This is a genomic window from Mucilaginibacter sp. KACC 22063 (assembly GCF_028736115.1).
In the GTDB taxonomy this organism is placed as follows: Bacteria; Bacteroidota; Bacteroidia; order Sphingobacteriales; family Sphingobacteriaceae; genus Mucilaginibacter.
This window is the reverse complement of the sequence record NZ_CP117877.1, coordinates 520,088-536,147: the sequence shown is the minus strand read 5'-3', so window position 1 is coordinate 536,147 and position 16,060 is coordinate 520,088. Positions and strand designations below refer to the sequence as shown.

Annotated in this window: 13 protein-coding genes and 1 tRNA gene; 3 read left to right on the top strand and 11 right to left on the bottom strand. The window is 47.9% G+C overall.

Annotated elements, in window-relative coordinates; translation table 11 throughout:
- Positions 1 to 80: 80 nt before the first annotated feature.
- From prfA to PQ461_RS02360, 3 genes are all read left to right on the top strand, one after another.
- Positions 81 to 1,154, top strand: coding sequence for a peptide chain release factor 1 (gene prfA, locus PQ461_RS02370; RefSeq protein ID WP_274208028.1), 1,074 nt, complete (start codon positions 81 to 83; stop codon positions 1,152 to 1,154).
- A 62-nt stretch (positions 1,155 to 1,216) separates the two neighbouring features.
- Positions 1,217 to 1,290: transfer RNA gene (locus PQ461_RS02365), tRNA-Asp, on the top strand.
- A 261-nt stretch (positions 1,291 to 1,551) separates the two neighbouring features.
- The gene (locus PQ461_RS02360) at positions 1,552 to 2,787 is read left to right on the top strand and encodes a site-specific integrase (protein WP_274208027.1); all 1,236 of its coding nucleotides are present in this window, start codon (positions 1,552 to 1,554) and stop codon (positions 2,785 to 2,787) included.
- Positions 2,788 to 3,155: 368 nt separating this feature from the next.
- On the opposite strand, the gene PQ461_RS02355 is transcribed toward PQ461_RS02360, so the two are convergent.
- The 11 genes from PQ461_RS02355 to PQ461_RS02305 all read right to left on the bottom strand — a co-directional run bounded on the left by PQ461_RS02355 (position 3,156) and on the right by PQ461_RS02305 (position 16,059).
- Positions 3,156 to 3,425, bottom strand: a complete 270-nt coding sequence (locus PQ461_RS02355) for a helix-turn-helix domain-containing protein (RefSeq protein ID WP_274208026.1) — start codon at positions 3,423 to 3,425, stop codon at positions 3,156 to 3,158.
- Positions 3,426 to 3,526: 101 nt separating this feature from the next.
- Positions 3,527 to 3,994: a PH domain-containing protein gene (locus PQ461_RS02350; protein ID WP_274208025.1), complete on the bottom strand. Its 468-nt coding sequence runs from the start codon at positions 3,992 to 3,994 to the stop codon at positions 3,527 to 3,529.
- Entirely contained in the window at positions 3,991 to 4,566 is a 576-nt protein-coding gene (locus tag PQ461_RS02345; protein ID WP_274208024.1) for a hypothetical protein, read from the bottom strand. The genes PQ461_RS02350 and PQ461_RS02345 overlap by 4 nt, the downstream gene beginning before the upstream one ends.
- Positions 4,566 to 5,360 (bottom strand): DUF4099 domain-containing protein, encoded by a 795-nt coding sequence (locus PQ461_RS02340; RefSeq protein ID WP_274208023.1) that lies wholly within the window; start codon positions 5,358 to 5,360, stop codon positions 4,566 to 4,568. Before PQ461_RS02340 ends, PQ461_RS02345 begins: the two co-directional genes overlap by 1 nt.
- Positions 5,357 to 6,628: an ArdC-like ssDNA-binding domain-containing protein gene (locus PQ461_RS02335; RefSeq protein WP_274208022.1), complete on the bottom strand. Its 1,272-nt coding sequence runs from the start codon at positions 6,626 to 6,628 to the stop codon at positions 5,357 to 5,359. Before PQ461_RS02335 ends, PQ461_RS02340 begins: the two co-directional genes overlap by 4 nt.
- A gap of 102 nt (positions 6,629 to 6,730) precedes the next feature.
- A complete protein-coding gene (locus tag PQ461_RS02330; protein WP_274208021.1) occupies positions 6,731 to 7,162 on the bottom strand; it encodes a M23 family metallopeptidase in 432 nt (143 codons plus the stop codon).
- Positions 7,152 to 7,595, bottom strand: a complete 444-nt coding sequence (locus PQ461_RS02325; protein ID WP_274208020.1) for a hypothetical protein — start codon at positions 7,593 to 7,595, stop codon at positions 7,152 to 7,154. The genes PQ461_RS02330 and PQ461_RS02325 overlap by 11 nt, the downstream gene beginning before the upstream one ends.
- A complete protein-coding gene (locus tag PQ461_RS02320) occupies positions 7,592 to 9,610 on the bottom strand; it encodes a type IV secretion system DNA-binding domain-containing protein (protein WP_274208019.1) in 2,019 nt (672 codons plus the stop codon). Before PQ461_RS02320 ends, PQ461_RS02325 begins: the two co-directional genes overlap by 4 nt.
- A 76-nt stretch (positions 9,611 to 9,686) precedes the next feature.
- Positions 9,687 to 10,169, bottom strand: a complete 483-nt coding sequence (locus PQ461_RS02315) for an RsmD family RNA methyltransferase (RefSeq protein ID WP_274208018.1) — start codon at positions 10,167 to 10,169, stop codon at positions 9,687 to 9,689.
- 3 nt (positions 10,170 to 10,172) lie between these two features.
- Positions 10,173 to 15,695, bottom strand: coding sequence for a DNA methylase (locus PQ461_RS02310; RefSeq protein ID WP_274208017.1), 5,523 nt, complete (start codon positions 15,693 to 15,695; stop codon positions 10,173 to 10,175).
- A complete protein-coding gene (locus PQ461_RS02305; protein WP_274208016.1) occupies positions 15,685 to 16,059 on the bottom strand; it encodes a hypothetical protein in 375 nt (124 codons plus the stop codon). Before PQ461_RS02305 ends, PQ461_RS02310 begins: the two co-directional genes overlap by 11 nt.
- Position 16,060: the final 1 nt, after the last annotated feature.

Here is a 16,060-nt window from a genome sequence, read left to right as displayed (position 1 = left end):
GGTGCTATCCATCAGTTTAATATGTAAGCTAAAGTGCTTACCTTTGCACTTCTTTTGGCATATATTGCCACCTATAAAATATGTTAGATAAATTAGAAGCAATTAAAGACCGCTGGGAAATAGTTGAAGGTGAGTTGAGCAGCCCTACTGCCATGACCGATATGAAACGATTTGCCCAGTTGAGTAAAGAATATAAGGATCTTACCGTCATTGTTGAAGAATATAAGGTTTACAAAAACATTATGAGCAACATTGACGCTAACCGCGAGATCTTATCCACTGAGAAGGATGAGGAATTTAGAGAGATGGCTAAAGCCGAGCTTGATGAACTGTTGGCGCAGCGGGAAGAAAAGGAAGAGTATATACGCCTTATGCTGATACCTAAAGACCCTGAAGATGCTAAAAATGCCATTGTAGAGATACGTGGCGGTACAGGCGGTGATGAAGCAGCCTTGTTTGCAGGCGACCTTTACCGTATGTATATGCGCTACTGCGAGCGCAGGGGCTGGCGTACAGAGCTTGTAGATTACACAGAGGGCACATCTGGTGGTTACAAGGAGATTGTATTCAACGTACTTGCTGAAGACGCCTACGGCACTTTAAAATACGAATCGGGCGTACACCGTGTGCAGCGTGTGCCTGATACCGAAACCCAGGGCCGCGTACATACCTCAGCTGCAACAGTGGTGGTATTACCGGAAGTAGATGAGTTTGATATTGAGTTGCACAACAGCGATATCCGTAAGGATTTGTTTTGTGCTTCGGGTCCGGGCGGACAGTCGGTAAACACCACCTACTCAGCTGTGCGTTTAACCCACATTCCAACCGGTATTGTGGCCCAGTGCCAGGATCAGAAATCTCAGCTGAAGAACTACGACAAGGCATTACAGGTACTTCGGTCGCGCGTTTACGAGATGGAGTTGCAAAAACACCTCGAAGAAACCTCGAAAAAAAGAAAAACGATGGTTTCTACCGGCGACCGTTCTGCAAAGGTACGCACTTACAATTATCCGCAGGGCCGTGTTACCGAGCACCGTATTGGCCTGACTATCTACAATTTACCTGACGTAATGAATGGTAACATACAGGAAATTTTAGAGGCATTACAATTTGCTGAAAATGCAGAAAAGCTGAAAGAAGGGAGCGTAGCATAATTTTTTTCACTTTTTTTTGGGACTTATAAAATCAGTTCCTATATTTGCAGTCCCAAACGGGAGGAGTGGTAGTTCAGCTGGTTAGAATACATGCCTGTCACGCATGGGGTCGCGGGTTCGAGTCCCGTCCATTCCGCTAAATATGTTAGCAAAACTATCAAAAAGGCCTTTAATCGATGATTAAGGGCCTTTTTCGTTTTGACATCTATCAAGTACTTTACTAAAACTCGCATTAAAACACATAATTCTATTGAGTCATTCATTGAGTACTTTGAAAATAAAAAAAAGACTCAATGGAAAAGATTTAACGAGTTGTAAATGAGCATGTCCAGCGCGTGGACATCTTGTTTGGATGACACTCTAAACCGACATTTGTTTAACCTTTAAATGTTAGTTTATGTTAGAAAAAAGCTTCGGACTTCTTTTTTATCTCAAAAAGTCCAAAAATCAAAAAAAAGGCCCTGTTTACATTTACCTCAAAATTACGGTAGATGGAAAACCAGTAGAACTGTCCTCGAAAAGGAAATGGGAACCAGCTAAATGGAATTCATCTGCTGGGAGAGCTTCAGGTACAAAAGAGGATGCAAAGGAATTAAATTATTTCCTTGACACTCTGGAATTACAGATTTTTCAAGCCAAAAGATCAATTATTGAGGCTGATGGGGTAGTATCGGCCCAAGCCATTAAAGATATCCTTACCGGCAATGTTGAAAGCAGGAAAAGGATATTAGAGGTGTTCAGCGAACACAATGCACAAATGAAAGCTTTGCAGGGGATTGACTTTGCCCCAAGTACGATGCAACGCTACAATATTTCCTATAAGCACACCAGAGACTTCATCAAATGGAAGTATGGAGCCGATGACAGGGATATCCGGGATCTCGATCATGAGTTCATCTCTCAATACGCCTTCTGGCTCAAAACCGTCAGAAATTGCGATCATAATACAACGATGAAATATCTGGTTAATTTTAAAAAGATCGTGCTCATCTGTGTAAAAAACAAATGGCTTCCAGGAGACCCATTCTCAAATTTCAAGTTGACCAGGAAGCAAGTTGAGAGAACAGCGTTAACTGACGAAGAATTACAAAAAATTGCTGGGAAGGATTTTGACAATGACAGGTTGAATAATGTTAGGGATATATTCCTTTTCAGTTGCTATACCGGATTAGCTTATGTGGATGTCAAGAATTTGAAGCGGGTGGATATCCAAAAGGGAGTAGATGGAGAACAGTGGATCTTTATTAATAGACAAAAAACGAATGCCTTATCAAAAATTCCTCTTCTGAAAGAGGCTAATCAGATCATTAGAAAATATGATCGTCATCCTAAGTGTGTTGTGACAGGCGAAGTTTTACCAGTGTTAACTAATCAAAAGATGAATGCTTATTTGAAAGAAATCGCAGATTGCTGTAATATTAAATTGGAGCTTACTTACCATATCGCAAGGCATACCTTCGCAACTACCGTCACCTTAAATAATGGCGTACCAATAGAAACGGTGTCCAAAATGTTGGGCCATGCAACCATCAAGCAAACTCAGCATTACGCAAAGACACTTGATTTTAAAGTTAGTGAAGACATGAATAAGCTGAAGAAAAGATTGGTTAAAAAAGAACTGGTTTCAGTATAAATGGAAAAAGCCTAAGGTCTTAATGAGCTTAGGCTTTTTTATTCACATGGCGGCCTACCAGGGTGACGGAAGGGGCTATATTTTGTTTACAATAATTTGAATAATGGTACCTTCGTAACAGTCATACGTTGGATGATAGATGATATAGCCGAAGTCCTTTAATTGGGTGATACATTTGTGGTAGGTTGTGATACTACGGAAGTGGGCTTTTGCCATCAAAATTTTACGAGACACCCTAACTTGTGTTTTAAAATTAGTTTGCTGCCATAAAATTAGTAGAGTAGCGTACAGACTAATATGCCACACAGTTAAGCGTGAATCTCCGGTCATCTTATTGTATAGATCTGAAATTATGTCCGGCCTTGAAATCATTTGTCGATCTTTCCATTTACCATGTTTTGAATGTCGCGAAGACTATAAAAATGGATACCACCTACTTTTTGTGATTTAAGCTTTCCGGTGATCCTTAAGTTTTGAATCGTTCCTGTCGAAATCTTGAGTAATTTACGCACATCAGCACATCTGAGCCACTCGATGGTTTCGGATTTTTCGCCGTTGCTCAATAATTCCCGTATGTCATTCAACAGTGTTTGCCGAAATGCGTCGAGGTCATCTTTAGTGATTATTTCAATTGCCATATTTATTGATTCTGATGTAGAAAAGCTTGCAATGTCTTTTCATGTTTATTATTTAATTAGCTATGGAGGCATGACTAAACCAGTTAATCATAGATAGTTGTTTAATCCTTTGCTTGCTGAAAATAATTGCGCCATGTTTCGATATTGAGTTCGATACCTTCATTGAGTTGTTCAAATACTTTTAGCATAATTTCGTCATCAACCCCTATGATCCGGATTCGGTCTGAAGGCGGCCCTTCAAGTCCGAATTCGATATGCGAAATATGAAACATGGTGAGCAGTCGGCTATGCCTAATTTCCAAGCCCTTGAGCTGCCAGAGGGGACGGCTATCAACTGTTTTGAAAATAACGCCCCTGCTAATGACCAGCATATCATGAGTAAAGAAATACTGAATGGCTGTAAGGGTGAATAGCCGCCAACTCAGAAGGGCCGACAGCGCAAGTAAGGCCATGTACCATAAAAAATTCAGTCCGGAAGCCATAAAGCCGGCGAAAATGGTCAGCGCCACATAGGGTGCCAATTGCAGATAAATGTATTTGATCGAGTGCTGGAATGAAATCAGTGTCATAAGTTTTGATGTTTTAATTGTTCAAGAAATGTATTAAAGCCCCTCGGCTTGATGGTTCGGATTCCGGAACGAACGCCCAGAAGCGTTTCGAAAGCGTTTAGGCTTAATTCGGAAGCGTTAAAAGTTTGTCCGCTGATATCAAATAATTCCTCTCCACAATAAAATATAGGTGCGCCTCTGTTCCGGAGCGATGTTGACACCTTGATATCTGTTAATCTGCCGAGGATGTCCCGGCCAAATAACAGAGCGACTTTGCTTGACGAAACCTGCAAGCCGTTAAAGTAGTTACCTATAGCTATAAATTGCAGCTGTCCGAAAACGGGGTATGCATGACTGTAACAACTTAAAAAAGCGATGCATTCCATTGCGGAATGGCTGATAAAGACATGCGGGCCGTTCCCCGCGTTCCAGGGTATAACAGTCGACGGCACCTGGTGAAAGGAAAGGCTGAAATGTTCGGCTTCCTCACCAAAGGGAAACAATAGGCTGCCGTCCGGTAACAACTGATAAAAAGGTTCAAAAAAAAGCCGGACGTTCTTGGGAACGCCCAGCTTTGCAAACAGTACAGCCATCAGCGAGTTGAACGTCTTTTATGATCCCTCTCTTTCGCTTTTTCGGACAGATCTAGTTTTGGCACCAGTTCCTCTTCCTGCTGCTGCTTCATTTGTTCAACAGTGTCCTTGTATTCCTGGCTTTGTTCAGTCGATTTCTCATCTTGTTTTTGACCGATAATCGCTTTAATGCCATGGAATAGCAGGTAAGAAATGCCACCGTCAAATATGATAGATGCGATTAGGGCGATACGGTTCGAGCGGATTCCTTCCCGGGTAGTTGCCGTGTATTTTACTTTGGTACCATCCGGGATCTCTACTTCCTCGCCTCGTTTGAATTTAGCTTTCTGCTCAGGAGTAAGAGCTTGACCATTAATTTCGTCCGGGGCTTCGACTTTCTCTTCATCAGTTTCCAGAAACTGGTTGGTTTCCCTGTCAAATTCAATCAACACTCTTTTCCTCTGACCATTACTGTCTACAATGTCCTTTTCCAGACTTAATTGGTCACCCGTCTCCAATGCCCAGGATTCATCCTCAGTCAGGTAGGTCGGGGCCGCGCTGCGCAGGTAGGTCGGATGAACCAGCAATTCCGGTTTTCCATCGGCACCGGTGATCAACGATAGTTTGGCATTCAAGGAAGCGATCTTTATACCCGCGAATTCCAGATTTTCCAAGCGGATAAGCTGGGTACGGCGGCCGGATAACAGGGCATTCAGGTCGGCCTCTTCTAAAAGTGCACGGCCATCCGATACCAACCCAACTGATCCGAGGTCATGCAAAGGGAGATCCGCCTCATTGAAAATTTCAGTATTCATCGTTTTCTTCCCGTCTTTTTAGTTTCCCCTGCTTCTTCGCTCAGATCCAATGCCGGTTCATCATCCTGTTCCTGATTATAATTCAGCACGTTATCTTGCTCATTTTCCAGTTCGTCAGCATGCTCATATTCCATGCTGTTGTCCCTTTCTTCTTCCCGGTCGAAATCCTGTTCCTCCTCCGGTGATTTGTCAACGGATCGTTGTTGTTTTAGAGCTTCTATTTTGGCAGTTAACAGTGAGGCATATATGCCATCTCCCGGGCTGGCCTTAAAACGATTGCCGGTTGATTTATCCATGACCTGCAGGTCCTTTCCTCGCAGTTTGCCCATGACCTCGTATTGTTTTTCGTTGTAGTCGATCACATCGCCTACGATAAGGATACGTTCCTGCCTTGCGGCCTGACGCTGCTCGGGTGAATTAATTAGGCCATGCAGGTAATCGGTCATATACTGCGCAGCGTTTGCGGCGGCCTCCAGCTCGTCAGGTGCCGTTGACGCCGTCATGTAGACATCTTCATAGTTTATTTGCGGTGCCAGAGCGGCCTTCACACCAATCTCATTGCCAGTGAATAAGGCAGCCAGGGCCGGCCGCGCCTGTTCCGCTGCAGAGACATCCATCGGGTCATATAAGCCCTTTTCGTGTCCTGCGAACTTTACGACTTCGTACAACAGGGCAGCATGATGTTCCTGCGGGGTGCCGAAAGCGTCCTGTTCCGGCATATAGATAATGCGGTCTACCGGATCATATCCCGGTTCACCGGTGGTTGCTTCCACTTTAGCATTAGTCAGTTCCACCAGTTTGGCCAGGGCTTCGACGGGATCAGGCCTTGAGGCGTTGCGGCGTTCTTCAAATTCCCTTAATGGCGGAATGCCTTCAATCTGACTGGCGTTGAACACGTAGGCCTCTGTTTCTACCGGGTTGGCCAGTTTGATCAGTTCTGTCTTTGGATTTCTGCGGATGTTCAGCTGCGGCCGGCCATCCTCATTTAAAAGCTGTACTCGGTCGGTGGTTTTCAGGAAGCTGATTAAAGTTCCCTTTGAACCGGTTTCTACCTTCCAGCCATTTTTGTTTGAAGCCTGTTTCAGCGTCATCCAGCGTGGGTCCTGTTGGCCCTGCATGGCCAGCCAAAGGGCATTCATCCCACGATAGCTTTTGCCGGTGGTGGGATTTAATGGCATCATAATACTGGGAAGATCGAATGGGCTCTGCCTGTCGTTCATTTTTTCGATTAGGCGATCTGCGATCTGTTGATTTGATTGTTTACTCATTACGTATTTATTGATGTTTTGCATAAGACTTGTTCGGGCAAAAGTGTCCGACAATAGCTGACCAGCACAATTACTGGTCTGTCAGGTAACCGGTCTGCCGGTTCAGCTTTTTCCGTAAAAAATATGATTAAGGAATCTCCAGGGATTTAGCCAGCGATTATTATAGGTAAGGGCGAAATGTAAATGTTCCCCGGATACTACGCCGGTTGCTCCGGTAACGCCGATCGGGTCCCCTGCATTTACGGTGTCTCCCGGTAGGACAAGCCATTGCGACAAATGTCCATAAAGGCTGTTCAGGGTACTTCCATGATCGACACGTACGAATAAACCCAGCGTACGGCTGTACCTGCAGGTTTGTACCACCCCGTCAAGAATGGAAAACACCGTGTCGTGCCGTGCGGCAAGGTCAATGCCTGCATGCAGTTTGATCCGATGATAAACCGGGTGAATCCGGTAACCGAATGATGAGGTCAGGCGGACCTGCCGGAGCGGCAGGCTGCACAGCAATAACATCCCCCACAGTTTAACGGCCATAACTTTGCGTATTGCTTTGTTCTTTTTCGGCTGTAATGCCAGCATCTAGGCCGAGTTTACTTTTTACGGTTTCCATGGCAAGACTATGCACACCAGGGTTTTCTACGGCAAGCTGCATGGCTTCTTTAATGCCTTTTGACGTGCCGTTGTTCAGCAGCATACCGATCCGGTGAAGGGCTTTAAAATCCGGGATCGCAAGATTCGTCGTATTGACCAGGAGTTCCTGATAAATGTCTCCGGGCTTTTTGAAAACCAGCAAAGCATTACTGCTATAGAGCGCACGTTCGTTCTTGCCGAAGGTGACGTAGATGTCGTCCTTCTCCGGTTCGGCAAACATGATCATGCCCATTTGACCTTGTTTGTTAACCGGGTCATCCGTTAATTCGGGGTGTACCAGCACCAGGGTGCCGGTTAGATCGTCTGATTGGTTCATTTTCTGTTATTTTTAACTTGCTCTTTCATAGAAGCTTTAGGGGTGTCCACTTTGGGTGGCTGATGTTTCTGCACGATGGCGGCGATCTCCCTGTTAATCCGCTTAAAATTTTCGGTAAGTACCGCTTCTTTCGCGTCGCCGAAATCATAATAAACCGGCAGCGACTTGTATCCCGATTCCTCCTTTTTAAGCTGATCCAGGTTCAGGTTGACCTTGCAATTGATGGCCGAAGACTCATACTGGCCAGTATAGGCTTCTTTTGCATCGGTGGCGATCACGCCGACCAGTTCCCCGGCATTCAGGGTGGCGATTTTTCCGGCCGGCACGAGGGTTTCCAGCTTTTCATTAAGGGATGTGGATGTTTTATTTCGGTCAATCGAAAGACCTTCGCTGATCTGTTTATTACGGCCCAGCAACTTTTCGAGCCAGTCCAGTGTTTCCTTGCTGCGCACCGCTCCGGACAGGACATTTCCGGTCACCGAGGTGATGGTGGCGGCGGTATCTTTGCCATATTGCTGCTGAAATTGCGGCAGTTCCTGTAAACCCATGAGTACGGCAACCTTGTTGGAACGTGCCGTGGCGATAAGGTTTTCGATCTTGTGCACAAAAAGCGTCGGCAATTCGTCGATGATCAGCGCCGAGGGTTTATTGCCCTTGCTGTTGATCAATTTGGTCAACCGGTTAATGATCACCGAATAGCAGGCAGAGTTGATATTTTGCGTAGCCGGATCATTCGCCAATACGAGCATGGCCGGATGTGACTTGTCCGATATTTTCAGGTCAAAATCGTCCCCGCTAAACACCCAGTAGGTTTCTTTCGTGGCCAGCCGGGATAAAAAAATCTTCAGTGTGCCGACCTGACCCTCTAATTGGTCAAAGGCCTTGTTCTTAAACGCCGAGACAAAGGGTGATAAAAGGGAGGCGAGTTCGGTTTGTTTAAACAAGGTCTGGAATATTTCCTCATAGCTGCGGTTCAGTAATGCCAGCACATGTGGGAACGAAGAGTATTTACCATCCTCGTAACGGCTCTGGAAATAGATGCAGGCAGAAAGAAAATTGATCGCGGATTGGGTAAAGAACTGGTCGGAGCCGCCGGACTTGTCACCCTTTTTCATGGCCTCTACCAGCGCTTCGGCAGTTTCCCCAGCGTCCGCCAATGTCCGAATATATTCCTTTTTCCAGGGGTTGATGCGCCGGCTTTTTTCCACTTCGTTCAAGTTGACTACGTGAAAATCATAGCCGGCCAATTTTCCCTGCTGTTTCGCCAGCAGGTAATGATAGTAGGCGATTTGCCCGAGGTCGGGAAACTTGAAATCGTATAATGCCAGGCAAAACCCCTTGGCCGTGAGTTGTCGGATAAAGGGGTTGACGATGGAAAAACTCTTACCGGATCCCGGGGTCCCGATCAAAAGCGTTGCCCGAAATGGGTTCGTCAGGTTGATCCAGCCATTCCGTACTTTTCGTTTGTAATAAAACAGCATCGGAATATTGACCGAATAATCCGTCGTCACCAATTTTTCCGGTTGCTGGAAGCTCTCGCCCTCAACGTTCCAGACGTCTTTACCCAATCCGGAGCGGATGAGCTTAGAAATATTGTCCATGGCGATACTGGTCAGCAATGCCCCGGCGACGGATAGCAACATATAGGCCAAGTCGGTCGAACGTGTATAGGCAAAGAGTAAAGGGCTGTCGCGCCCGTAACAAAACAGGCTCCCGAAAAACAGCATCAATCCCAAAGTGAGCGGGTAAACAATATGTTTTTTAGGTTCGAGGTCGACCTCCTTTTTTGCTACCGTTCCGATACTCACCAGGCAGATCAGGCCTAAGACGACCAGCTTGCTATAGATCAGGTTTGCATAAAATGGCAGCAGGCTGATCCGGTACAATGCATGGTGGAAAATTCCCCAGAACGGCGCCCGGATGTAAACGAAAATGGCCGCTTCTATGGCGACCATCACATAGATTAAACACTGTAAGAAGCCATGCAACTTCTGTTGTTCCCGCGTTTCCTCCATAAAGCAATTCAATGGGTTGGGCAACCGGCTGATCGAAAGGCCGGTTGTGGGTTGTAGTGCCGCTGTGGGAGAGCTGTTATTTAACAAACCTTTCCACGCTGGCAATGGTGTCATGGATGGCACCGCCATGGCTGAACACGGCCACCTTTTCCACTTTGAAAAGTCTGCTTTGGCCCATGACGACCGAATGATAGCCGAAGGTGATGACCAGGCCGCCCGGTTTCAGGCAGCGGGGTATGGCATCTTTTATTCTCCTGAACGGGCTGCAGACGATGCCTTTATAAAGCTCCATGCTTTTTCGCAGTGCATAGGGCGGATCCAGCAGGATCGTTCCGAAGGGTTCGCCCTGCCAGGTTTCCAGGAAAGCTGCCCCGTCGAGGTGGAAATTTGCCGGCATTTCCGGATCGAGGTCATTGCGTACCTCTTCCAGCCCCAGCAATGTCGGTCCCGCGAACAGATTCAGTACGCGGCCTTCACACTGTGCTTCCACCCAGCGGCGGACCGGCCGCACAGAAAAGGTGTATCGGTGCAGGGGGCAACGGTAATGTTCCAGAATCATCCTTTATCTCCCGATGGCCCTCCGGGGCTCGTTCTCCTGTTCTGAATCCAATGATAGGATATTATCCTCGCCCTGAATTTCGTCGATCTCGTCGCTTTCAGATCCTTCCACGACCTTCATTTGGTTTTCCCGGATGGTTCCTGCGATTTTCTCCTGTAGCGTTGCAGCTTCCGCTTTCAGGTCCGCCATTTCCTGTTCTTTATCAAACTCCCTGCTCATGATCCCCTTCAATACGGGCACTTCTTTGTCCAGCGTGGTTACCTCTTTTTCATATTTTTCTTTTAGCGCTACCACCCGGTCTATGGCGCTGATATAGTACCGTGCCGCGAGTTTCGGGTTATCCACGTTAGGCAGGCCGCCGTTGTATAGGTATTTAATGCCCGATCGTGGGCCCTCGGCATAAAGCGAATTGGAATATTTGTACTCCATCAGGCCATTTGTTTCATAACCCTCACGCTGTTGACGGATGTACAAATCAAATCCATACAATGAACCGACCTGTTTATCCTCGGATTCCCCTTTGGCGGGTTTCCAGTTCCGGTAAAGTTCAATGATATGCTTACCGATAATTTCCGGATCGGAAGATTCCAAACCGGTCATGCGGATGGGGTTATGTTTTGTCCCTTCCTCATCATGGGTGAGCAATTTTTTATAATCGCTTTCATCCAGTGCCAGTTTTTCGAGGGTCACCAGTGTTTTACTGCGTTCCTCTTCAACAACCTCAAGACGTACCCGCGCCCGGGAAACCTCCTTGTAGTGTGATGAACGCGAACCTTCCAATGCGGCTATCTTCTTATCGACCCGCGTTTTGTCGAGCAATGAGGTATCGCCGGAAAGGATGGCGATGTATTCCGCAAAACCCATCCCGCTCTGTTCATCCAGGGCGCCTTCATCGATGGAACGGACACTGATCTGGCTGTTTTTGATTTGATCGATAAACCGTTGTTTGGTTTGCAAAAGGTTAAACTTGTAGTTGTCCAGTGATTTTTCCGTGGCGTAAACAAACCTGGGCACCTTGTTATCAAAATATTCTTTGGCCAGCCAGTTGCCCTTGCGGCTAAACCTGCCGCCGCGCTGGTTTAGGTCTGATGGCCGCCAGGGGATGTCCAGGTCGTGGAGCGCCACGCCGCGTTCCTGCACGTTGGTGCCGGTTCCCAGCTTTTCGGTACTGCCAAGCATCACGCGGATATAACCGGCGTTCATCAGGCGGAACATTTCTGGCCTTCGCTTATCCGGCCAGTCATGGATAAAGGAGATCTGACCGGCCGGAATACCAAAATCCTGTACCAGTTTATTTTTCAGCGCATCATAAATATTAAACTCGTCGCTCTTCGGCGTGCCGATATCGCAGAACACCAGTTGGGTACCCCGGTGTTCCTTGCTGAGTTCATAATATTCGGCCACTTTCCGCGCGCAGGTGTTTACTTTGTTATCCGGGTGATCACTGTACAGATCCGCATCGATCAGGCGCATATCCGTCGCCATTTTCTTGGCGTAGTTGGTGGCGATCAGCATCCTGGCCTTGTCTTCTTCCTCGGTCAGCGGTTCGCGCCCGATCAGCGTGGCATCACCTGTGGCAGCAAAATCCATCAGGCGGCGTATAAAATCCTCCTGCTCCGGTGTCGGCTTGATGTTCACCAGCTGCTCATCGAGTTCCGGTTTATCCAGGTTGATCTGTTCCGCAGTCTTATAATCGGTGATCTCGTTATAGAACAGCGCCAGTTCCGGCACTTTTACGAAATGACGGAACCGTTCCTTCTGGATAATTTCATTGGTCACCGAAAATTCAAAGTCTACCGTTTTGCGGGCATATACCGCCGCCCAGCCGTCGAAGTTTTCGATTTGCTGTCTTTGCAGTTCACGTGGCCGCAGATACTTGAAGATCAGGTACATCTCCGTCAGGCTATTGGAAATGGGTGTTCCAGATAAAAAGGTTACACAAAGATCGGCGTCGAACTTTTTCTGTAAAGAGCGTACGGCGAAAAGCATATTCAGCGCCCGTTGGCTACCCTGCGGGTTACCCAGGCCTGCCACCCGGTTATGCCGGGTGGTAAAGGTTAGGTTCTTGAATTTGTGGCTTTCATCCACGAAGAGGTGGTCTATGCCCATTTCCTGGAAGGTGATCCCACTGTCCTTCTTGTTTTCGATGTCGAAAACAATTTGTGCGAGTGATGCCCGTAAATTCGCCTGTCGCACCCGCAGTCCCTTCAGCATTTTGCGGGTGATCTGGGCACCCAGGTTTTCCAGGGTTTGCAGGTCACGCACGACATTGTCCAGTTCTTCCTGCAAGATCTCGCGCTGGATTTCGGGATCCTGCGGGATCTTGCCAAACTGTTCGTGGGTCATGATGACACAGTCCCAATTGTTATTCTTGATCTGGAGGAAGAGCTGCTGGCGTTTGCCCGGCGTAAAATCATCTTCCGTGGGTGCCAGTATGCGCGCATTAGGATAAGCACGGCGAAATGTATCAGCAATCTGGATGACATTGGCTTTCAGCGCCAGAATAGAGGGCTTAGAAACAATCCCCAACCTTTTCATCTCGACTGCCGCTACGATCATGGTCAGCGTTTTACCTAAACCCACCTCATGATCAATCAGCGCACCCCGGTTTTGAATGATGCGCCAGGCGGCATTCCGCTGGGAATCGTACAAGGCGGGAACCCCGGCACCTTTAAGGTCAAGCCCCGGAAAGGTCAGGTGGCTGCCATCGTATTGCCGTAGCGCATAACAATTAAAGATGGTGTTGTAGCGCTTTTCCAGGAACAATTTTTCTTCGGCCGGCAGTTCCTTCAGCCAGCCAACAAATCGTTCACGGATAAGCTCGATCTTTTGATGTGCTGCCTGGGTAGCCTCATTGTCCGGTATCCGGACTTCGTCACCGTCACGTTCAACTTTATAGGTAAAAAAGGGGTTCGTGTTTTCCAGCGCATGCTCCAGGAGCGTGTGTCCTTTCATTTTCTGGCCCGATTTGGGGCTCACGGCAAATTCCCCATCGGTGATGGCGTTCCCTCCTGAATAGCCCACCTTGAATGTATCGGCGGAAGCGAAATACTCTACCTCTGTATTGATCTCAAAAAGCCTGGTGGCAAAACGCTGGTAGTAATCGGCCGGTATCCAGCGTTCACCCAGGTTGAAGTCCAACTCCAGTAATTCGTATGGTATCGTTTCAGGCTGCGCTCGCTGAATGGCCGCCAGGCTGCGGGCGATCTGCAAATGGTCGGGATTCTCTTTAATAGCGATCTCCGCCTCGGCTAATTTCTGAACAACGTTGCCAGACAGGTAACGGTCGGTGGTTTCCCAATCCTGTTTCCCCGGGTTATAAATGATCTGCTTTTCCAAACCGGCAATCACGTCCTGTTCCGAAAGCCCGGTTACCCCTGAAATATAATTGAGGTCTACAAAACCCTTATCGTTCAGGCAGCGCGCCAACGCTTCGGCAGGATCGTCGGTCTTTAAGGCCTCCTGTCGTGGGAATACCGGCCCGTTCAAAATGTCTGATTTGACAAAGCGCCCTTCTTCCTTTTTTTCAAGAGAGTAAAGAACGGTGAAGCCGAAGGCAGGATCATTCAGCATCCGTGATCGGTTGAATGTCCTGTTCAGCTCCCCGTAAGTTTCCGTAAAGGCCTGGTAGTTTTGATTCAGGGTCGCCCGTAGCGCAGGCTGCTCCATCAGGGTTGTTGATTCCGTGTTGAACAACTCTATATATGCGTCGCGAACCTTAATATAGGCCCGATAAAAAGCCCGCTGGTCCTGTTCTTCAAACGGGAAAAATTCAGCTTCCGTTTCTCCGGGTGTTCCGATCAGGCCGGCCTTGTCGCCATGCATAACCAGGGTATCCTTGACATAGAATGGTTTCAGGTTCCGGAAGCCTTTTGGCCGTTCAGGTACCAGGCCAAAGGCGGGTTCCAGGCTTTTGTCCCCTTCGTAAACGTAGTCATACCCGAAACCCTTGAGTTTTGCAGAAAGCGCTTTGAGCTCATCCGTCAGGACATTTCCGGTCAGCCATTTGGCGGATACCTTTAATTCTGCAACATTGGCAAATAGTTTATACAGGTACCGCCCGGTAGATTTGGCCCGTGCGGTCAGCATTACCACGCTATCATGTTCAGGGCGTTCCGTTGTACGGATCGTGCTGATGATGCGGGCGGATGAAGTATCCACGCTCTCGTTGTCCATATCGGATAAATAAGCCTGCGCCTTCCCGGCGGGCTGCGGGGTTGCATCGAAGAGCCCTAACTGGGCAACCACTTTAGTTTCCTTGGGTAACGGAATTTCTAGGAAGGTGAGCTGCTTTGTAGTATCTGTCTTTACCGATTCGTTGCGCCTGTCCAGCTCACCTTTTTCAAAGGCCAGTTGTTGCTGCAGTGTTTCAAAACGGGCCCGGTCAAAGCGGGCGTCCAGGTCATTCGCCAATTGCTCCACCATTGCCGGGAACAGGTCCTCCATATTCCCGTTATGCCAGATCACCCGGGCCGGTTTGCCGTATTGGTTGGTGCCTTCGATGACTTCATCTGCCATGATCAGTTCATGGTGACGATGAACGTAGGCGTTGAGCGGATAGTTGCCGTTCTCCCCGGTTTGCTCGACCGTTTCTAACAGTTGTTCTTCGGCTTCCGAAAAACTATTTTTATGGTCGTTCTTCTGGACCAGCAAGAGATGGGTCGGTACTTCCACATTGGCGTTATCCTTCATCAGGTTATCCGGCAACACCAGCAGGCTGATAAAATCTGCCGAGGTGAACAGGTGCTTGCGGGCCATGTCATTACCAGGGGTGTTCAGGAAAGCATCGGTCGTTAAAAACGCCAATAAACCACCGTGTCCTATTTTGTCCAGGCTTTTTGCAAAGAAATAATTGTGAATACGGTCTGTAATGCTGTTGTTTTTAAATGCAGGGTCGAAAACTGAAATATTTCCAAAAGGTATATTGGATGCGATCAGGTCAAAGCGGCCCTTTTCCGAGGCGTCCGTTTCCTCAAAGCCTTTTACCTGTACGTCTATCGGTAGCAGCATTTCAGAGCATATCGCCGCAAGCACCTTGCCGGTCAGCAGATCCTTTTCTACAGCCGTCACGTTCTGCAGTTCCGGTAAAAGACGGGCTGCTTCTGTAACAAATATTCCTGCCCCTGCGCTTGGTTCATACAGATGCTTCGGTGACAATCCCTGATCGCCCAACGCCGTATAGATGGCACGGGGCAGCAGGTCAGGAGTATAATAGGCTGTGAGCGAGCTGTCCTGCAAATCATCCAATGCACGTTTATAAGCATAACTGCTTAACTTTTCCTTTAGCAGGGCGTGCAGCTCCATAACCTGGGGGTACAAACGGAGATCGGCTTGCGAGGCATTCATTTTAATCCATTCGTCCTGTTCTCCTGCCGGATAGAGTACGGCTTTTAAACCGCCAAAACCTGAATAGGTCTTCAAGGTCGAAACTTCCTCAGCCATCAGTTTACGCTTACCGTCCCAGTCCAGTGCTATGCGAAGCGCGGCAATATTGGCCGCCAGTTTTTCGCGTGGATTATAGGCCATCGGCGCCCCCTTCCTGGAGATAGTCGTCTATGGCGGTGATCACCGCATAGCGAAGTAAGCGGCTGTCATCAGCTTCCGGCCAGCCAAACTCCTGCAAGGTCGTCTCACAAAATGCACAGATATTGAGCAGCTCGTATCGAATGATACCGGCTTCATGAAAACGCAGCCAGTGTCTGCGAAAATCCTGTTCCAATACATCCTCCAGAAAATCGAGCGGCGAAGGCGGCAAAGCAGCGGATAGTGCTTCGATATCGTCAAAACCGTCCAGGTATTTCTCTAAGTCATTCCCATCCTGCAACCGGATATACAAGGCAGGGTCAAGCCGCACCAGCGCATTGGCCAGGCGATTAATGGTTTCTGCCATA

Bases quoted from the DNA above. Each gene is read 5' to 3' on its own strand.
- prfA (WP_274208028.1), top strand. From the start codon at position 81: ATGTTAGATAAATTAGAAGCAATTAAAGACCGCTGGGAAATAGTTGAA.
- PQ461_RS02360 (WP_274208027.1), top strand. From the start codon at position 1,552: ATGTTAGAAAAAAGCTTCGGACTTCTTTTTTATCTCAAAAAGTCCAAA.
- PQ461_RS02355 (WP_274208026.1), bottom strand. From the start codon at position 3,425: ATGGCAATTGAAATAATCACTAAAGATGACCTCGACGCATTTCGGCAA.
- PQ461_RS02350 (WP_274208025.1), bottom strand. From the start codon at position 3,994: ATGACACTGATTTCATTCCAGCACTCGATCAAATACATTTATCTGCAA.
- PQ461_RS02345 (WP_274208024.1), bottom strand. From the start codon at position 4,566: ATGGCTGTACTGTTTGCAAAGCTGGGCGTTCCCAAGAACGTCCGGCTT.
- PQ461_RS02340 (WP_274208023.1), bottom strand. From the start codon at position 5,360: ATGAATACTGAAATTTTCAATGAGGCGGATCTCCCTTTGCATGACCTC.
- PQ461_RS02335 (WP_274208022.1), bottom strand. From the start codon at position 6,628: ATGAGTAAACAATCAAATCAACAGATCGCAGATCGCCTAATCGAAAAA.
- PQ461_RS02330 (WP_274208021.1), bottom strand. From the start codon at position 7,162: ATGGCCGTTAAACTGTGGGGGATGTTATTGCTGTGCAGCCTGCCGCTC.
- PQ461_RS02325 (WP_274208020.1), bottom strand. From the start codon at position 7,595: ATGAACCAATCAGACGATCTAACCGGCACCCTGGTGCTGGTACACCCC.
- PQ461_RS02320 (WP_274208019.1), bottom strand. From the start codon at position 9,610: ATGGAGGAAACGCGGGAACAACAGAAGTTGCATGGCTTCTTACAGTGT.
- PQ461_RS02315 (WP_274208018.1), bottom strand. From the start codon at position 10,169: ATGATTCTGGAACATTACCGTTGCCCCCTGCACCGATACACCTTTTCT.
- PQ461_RS02310 (WP_274208017.1), bottom strand. From the start codon at position 15,695: ATGGCCTATAATCCACGCGAAAAACTGGCGGCCAATATTGCCGCGCTT.
- PQ461_RS02305 (WP_274208016.1), bottom strand. From the start codon at position 16,059: ATGGCAGAAACCATTAATCGCCTGGCCAATGCGCTGGTGCGGCTTGAC.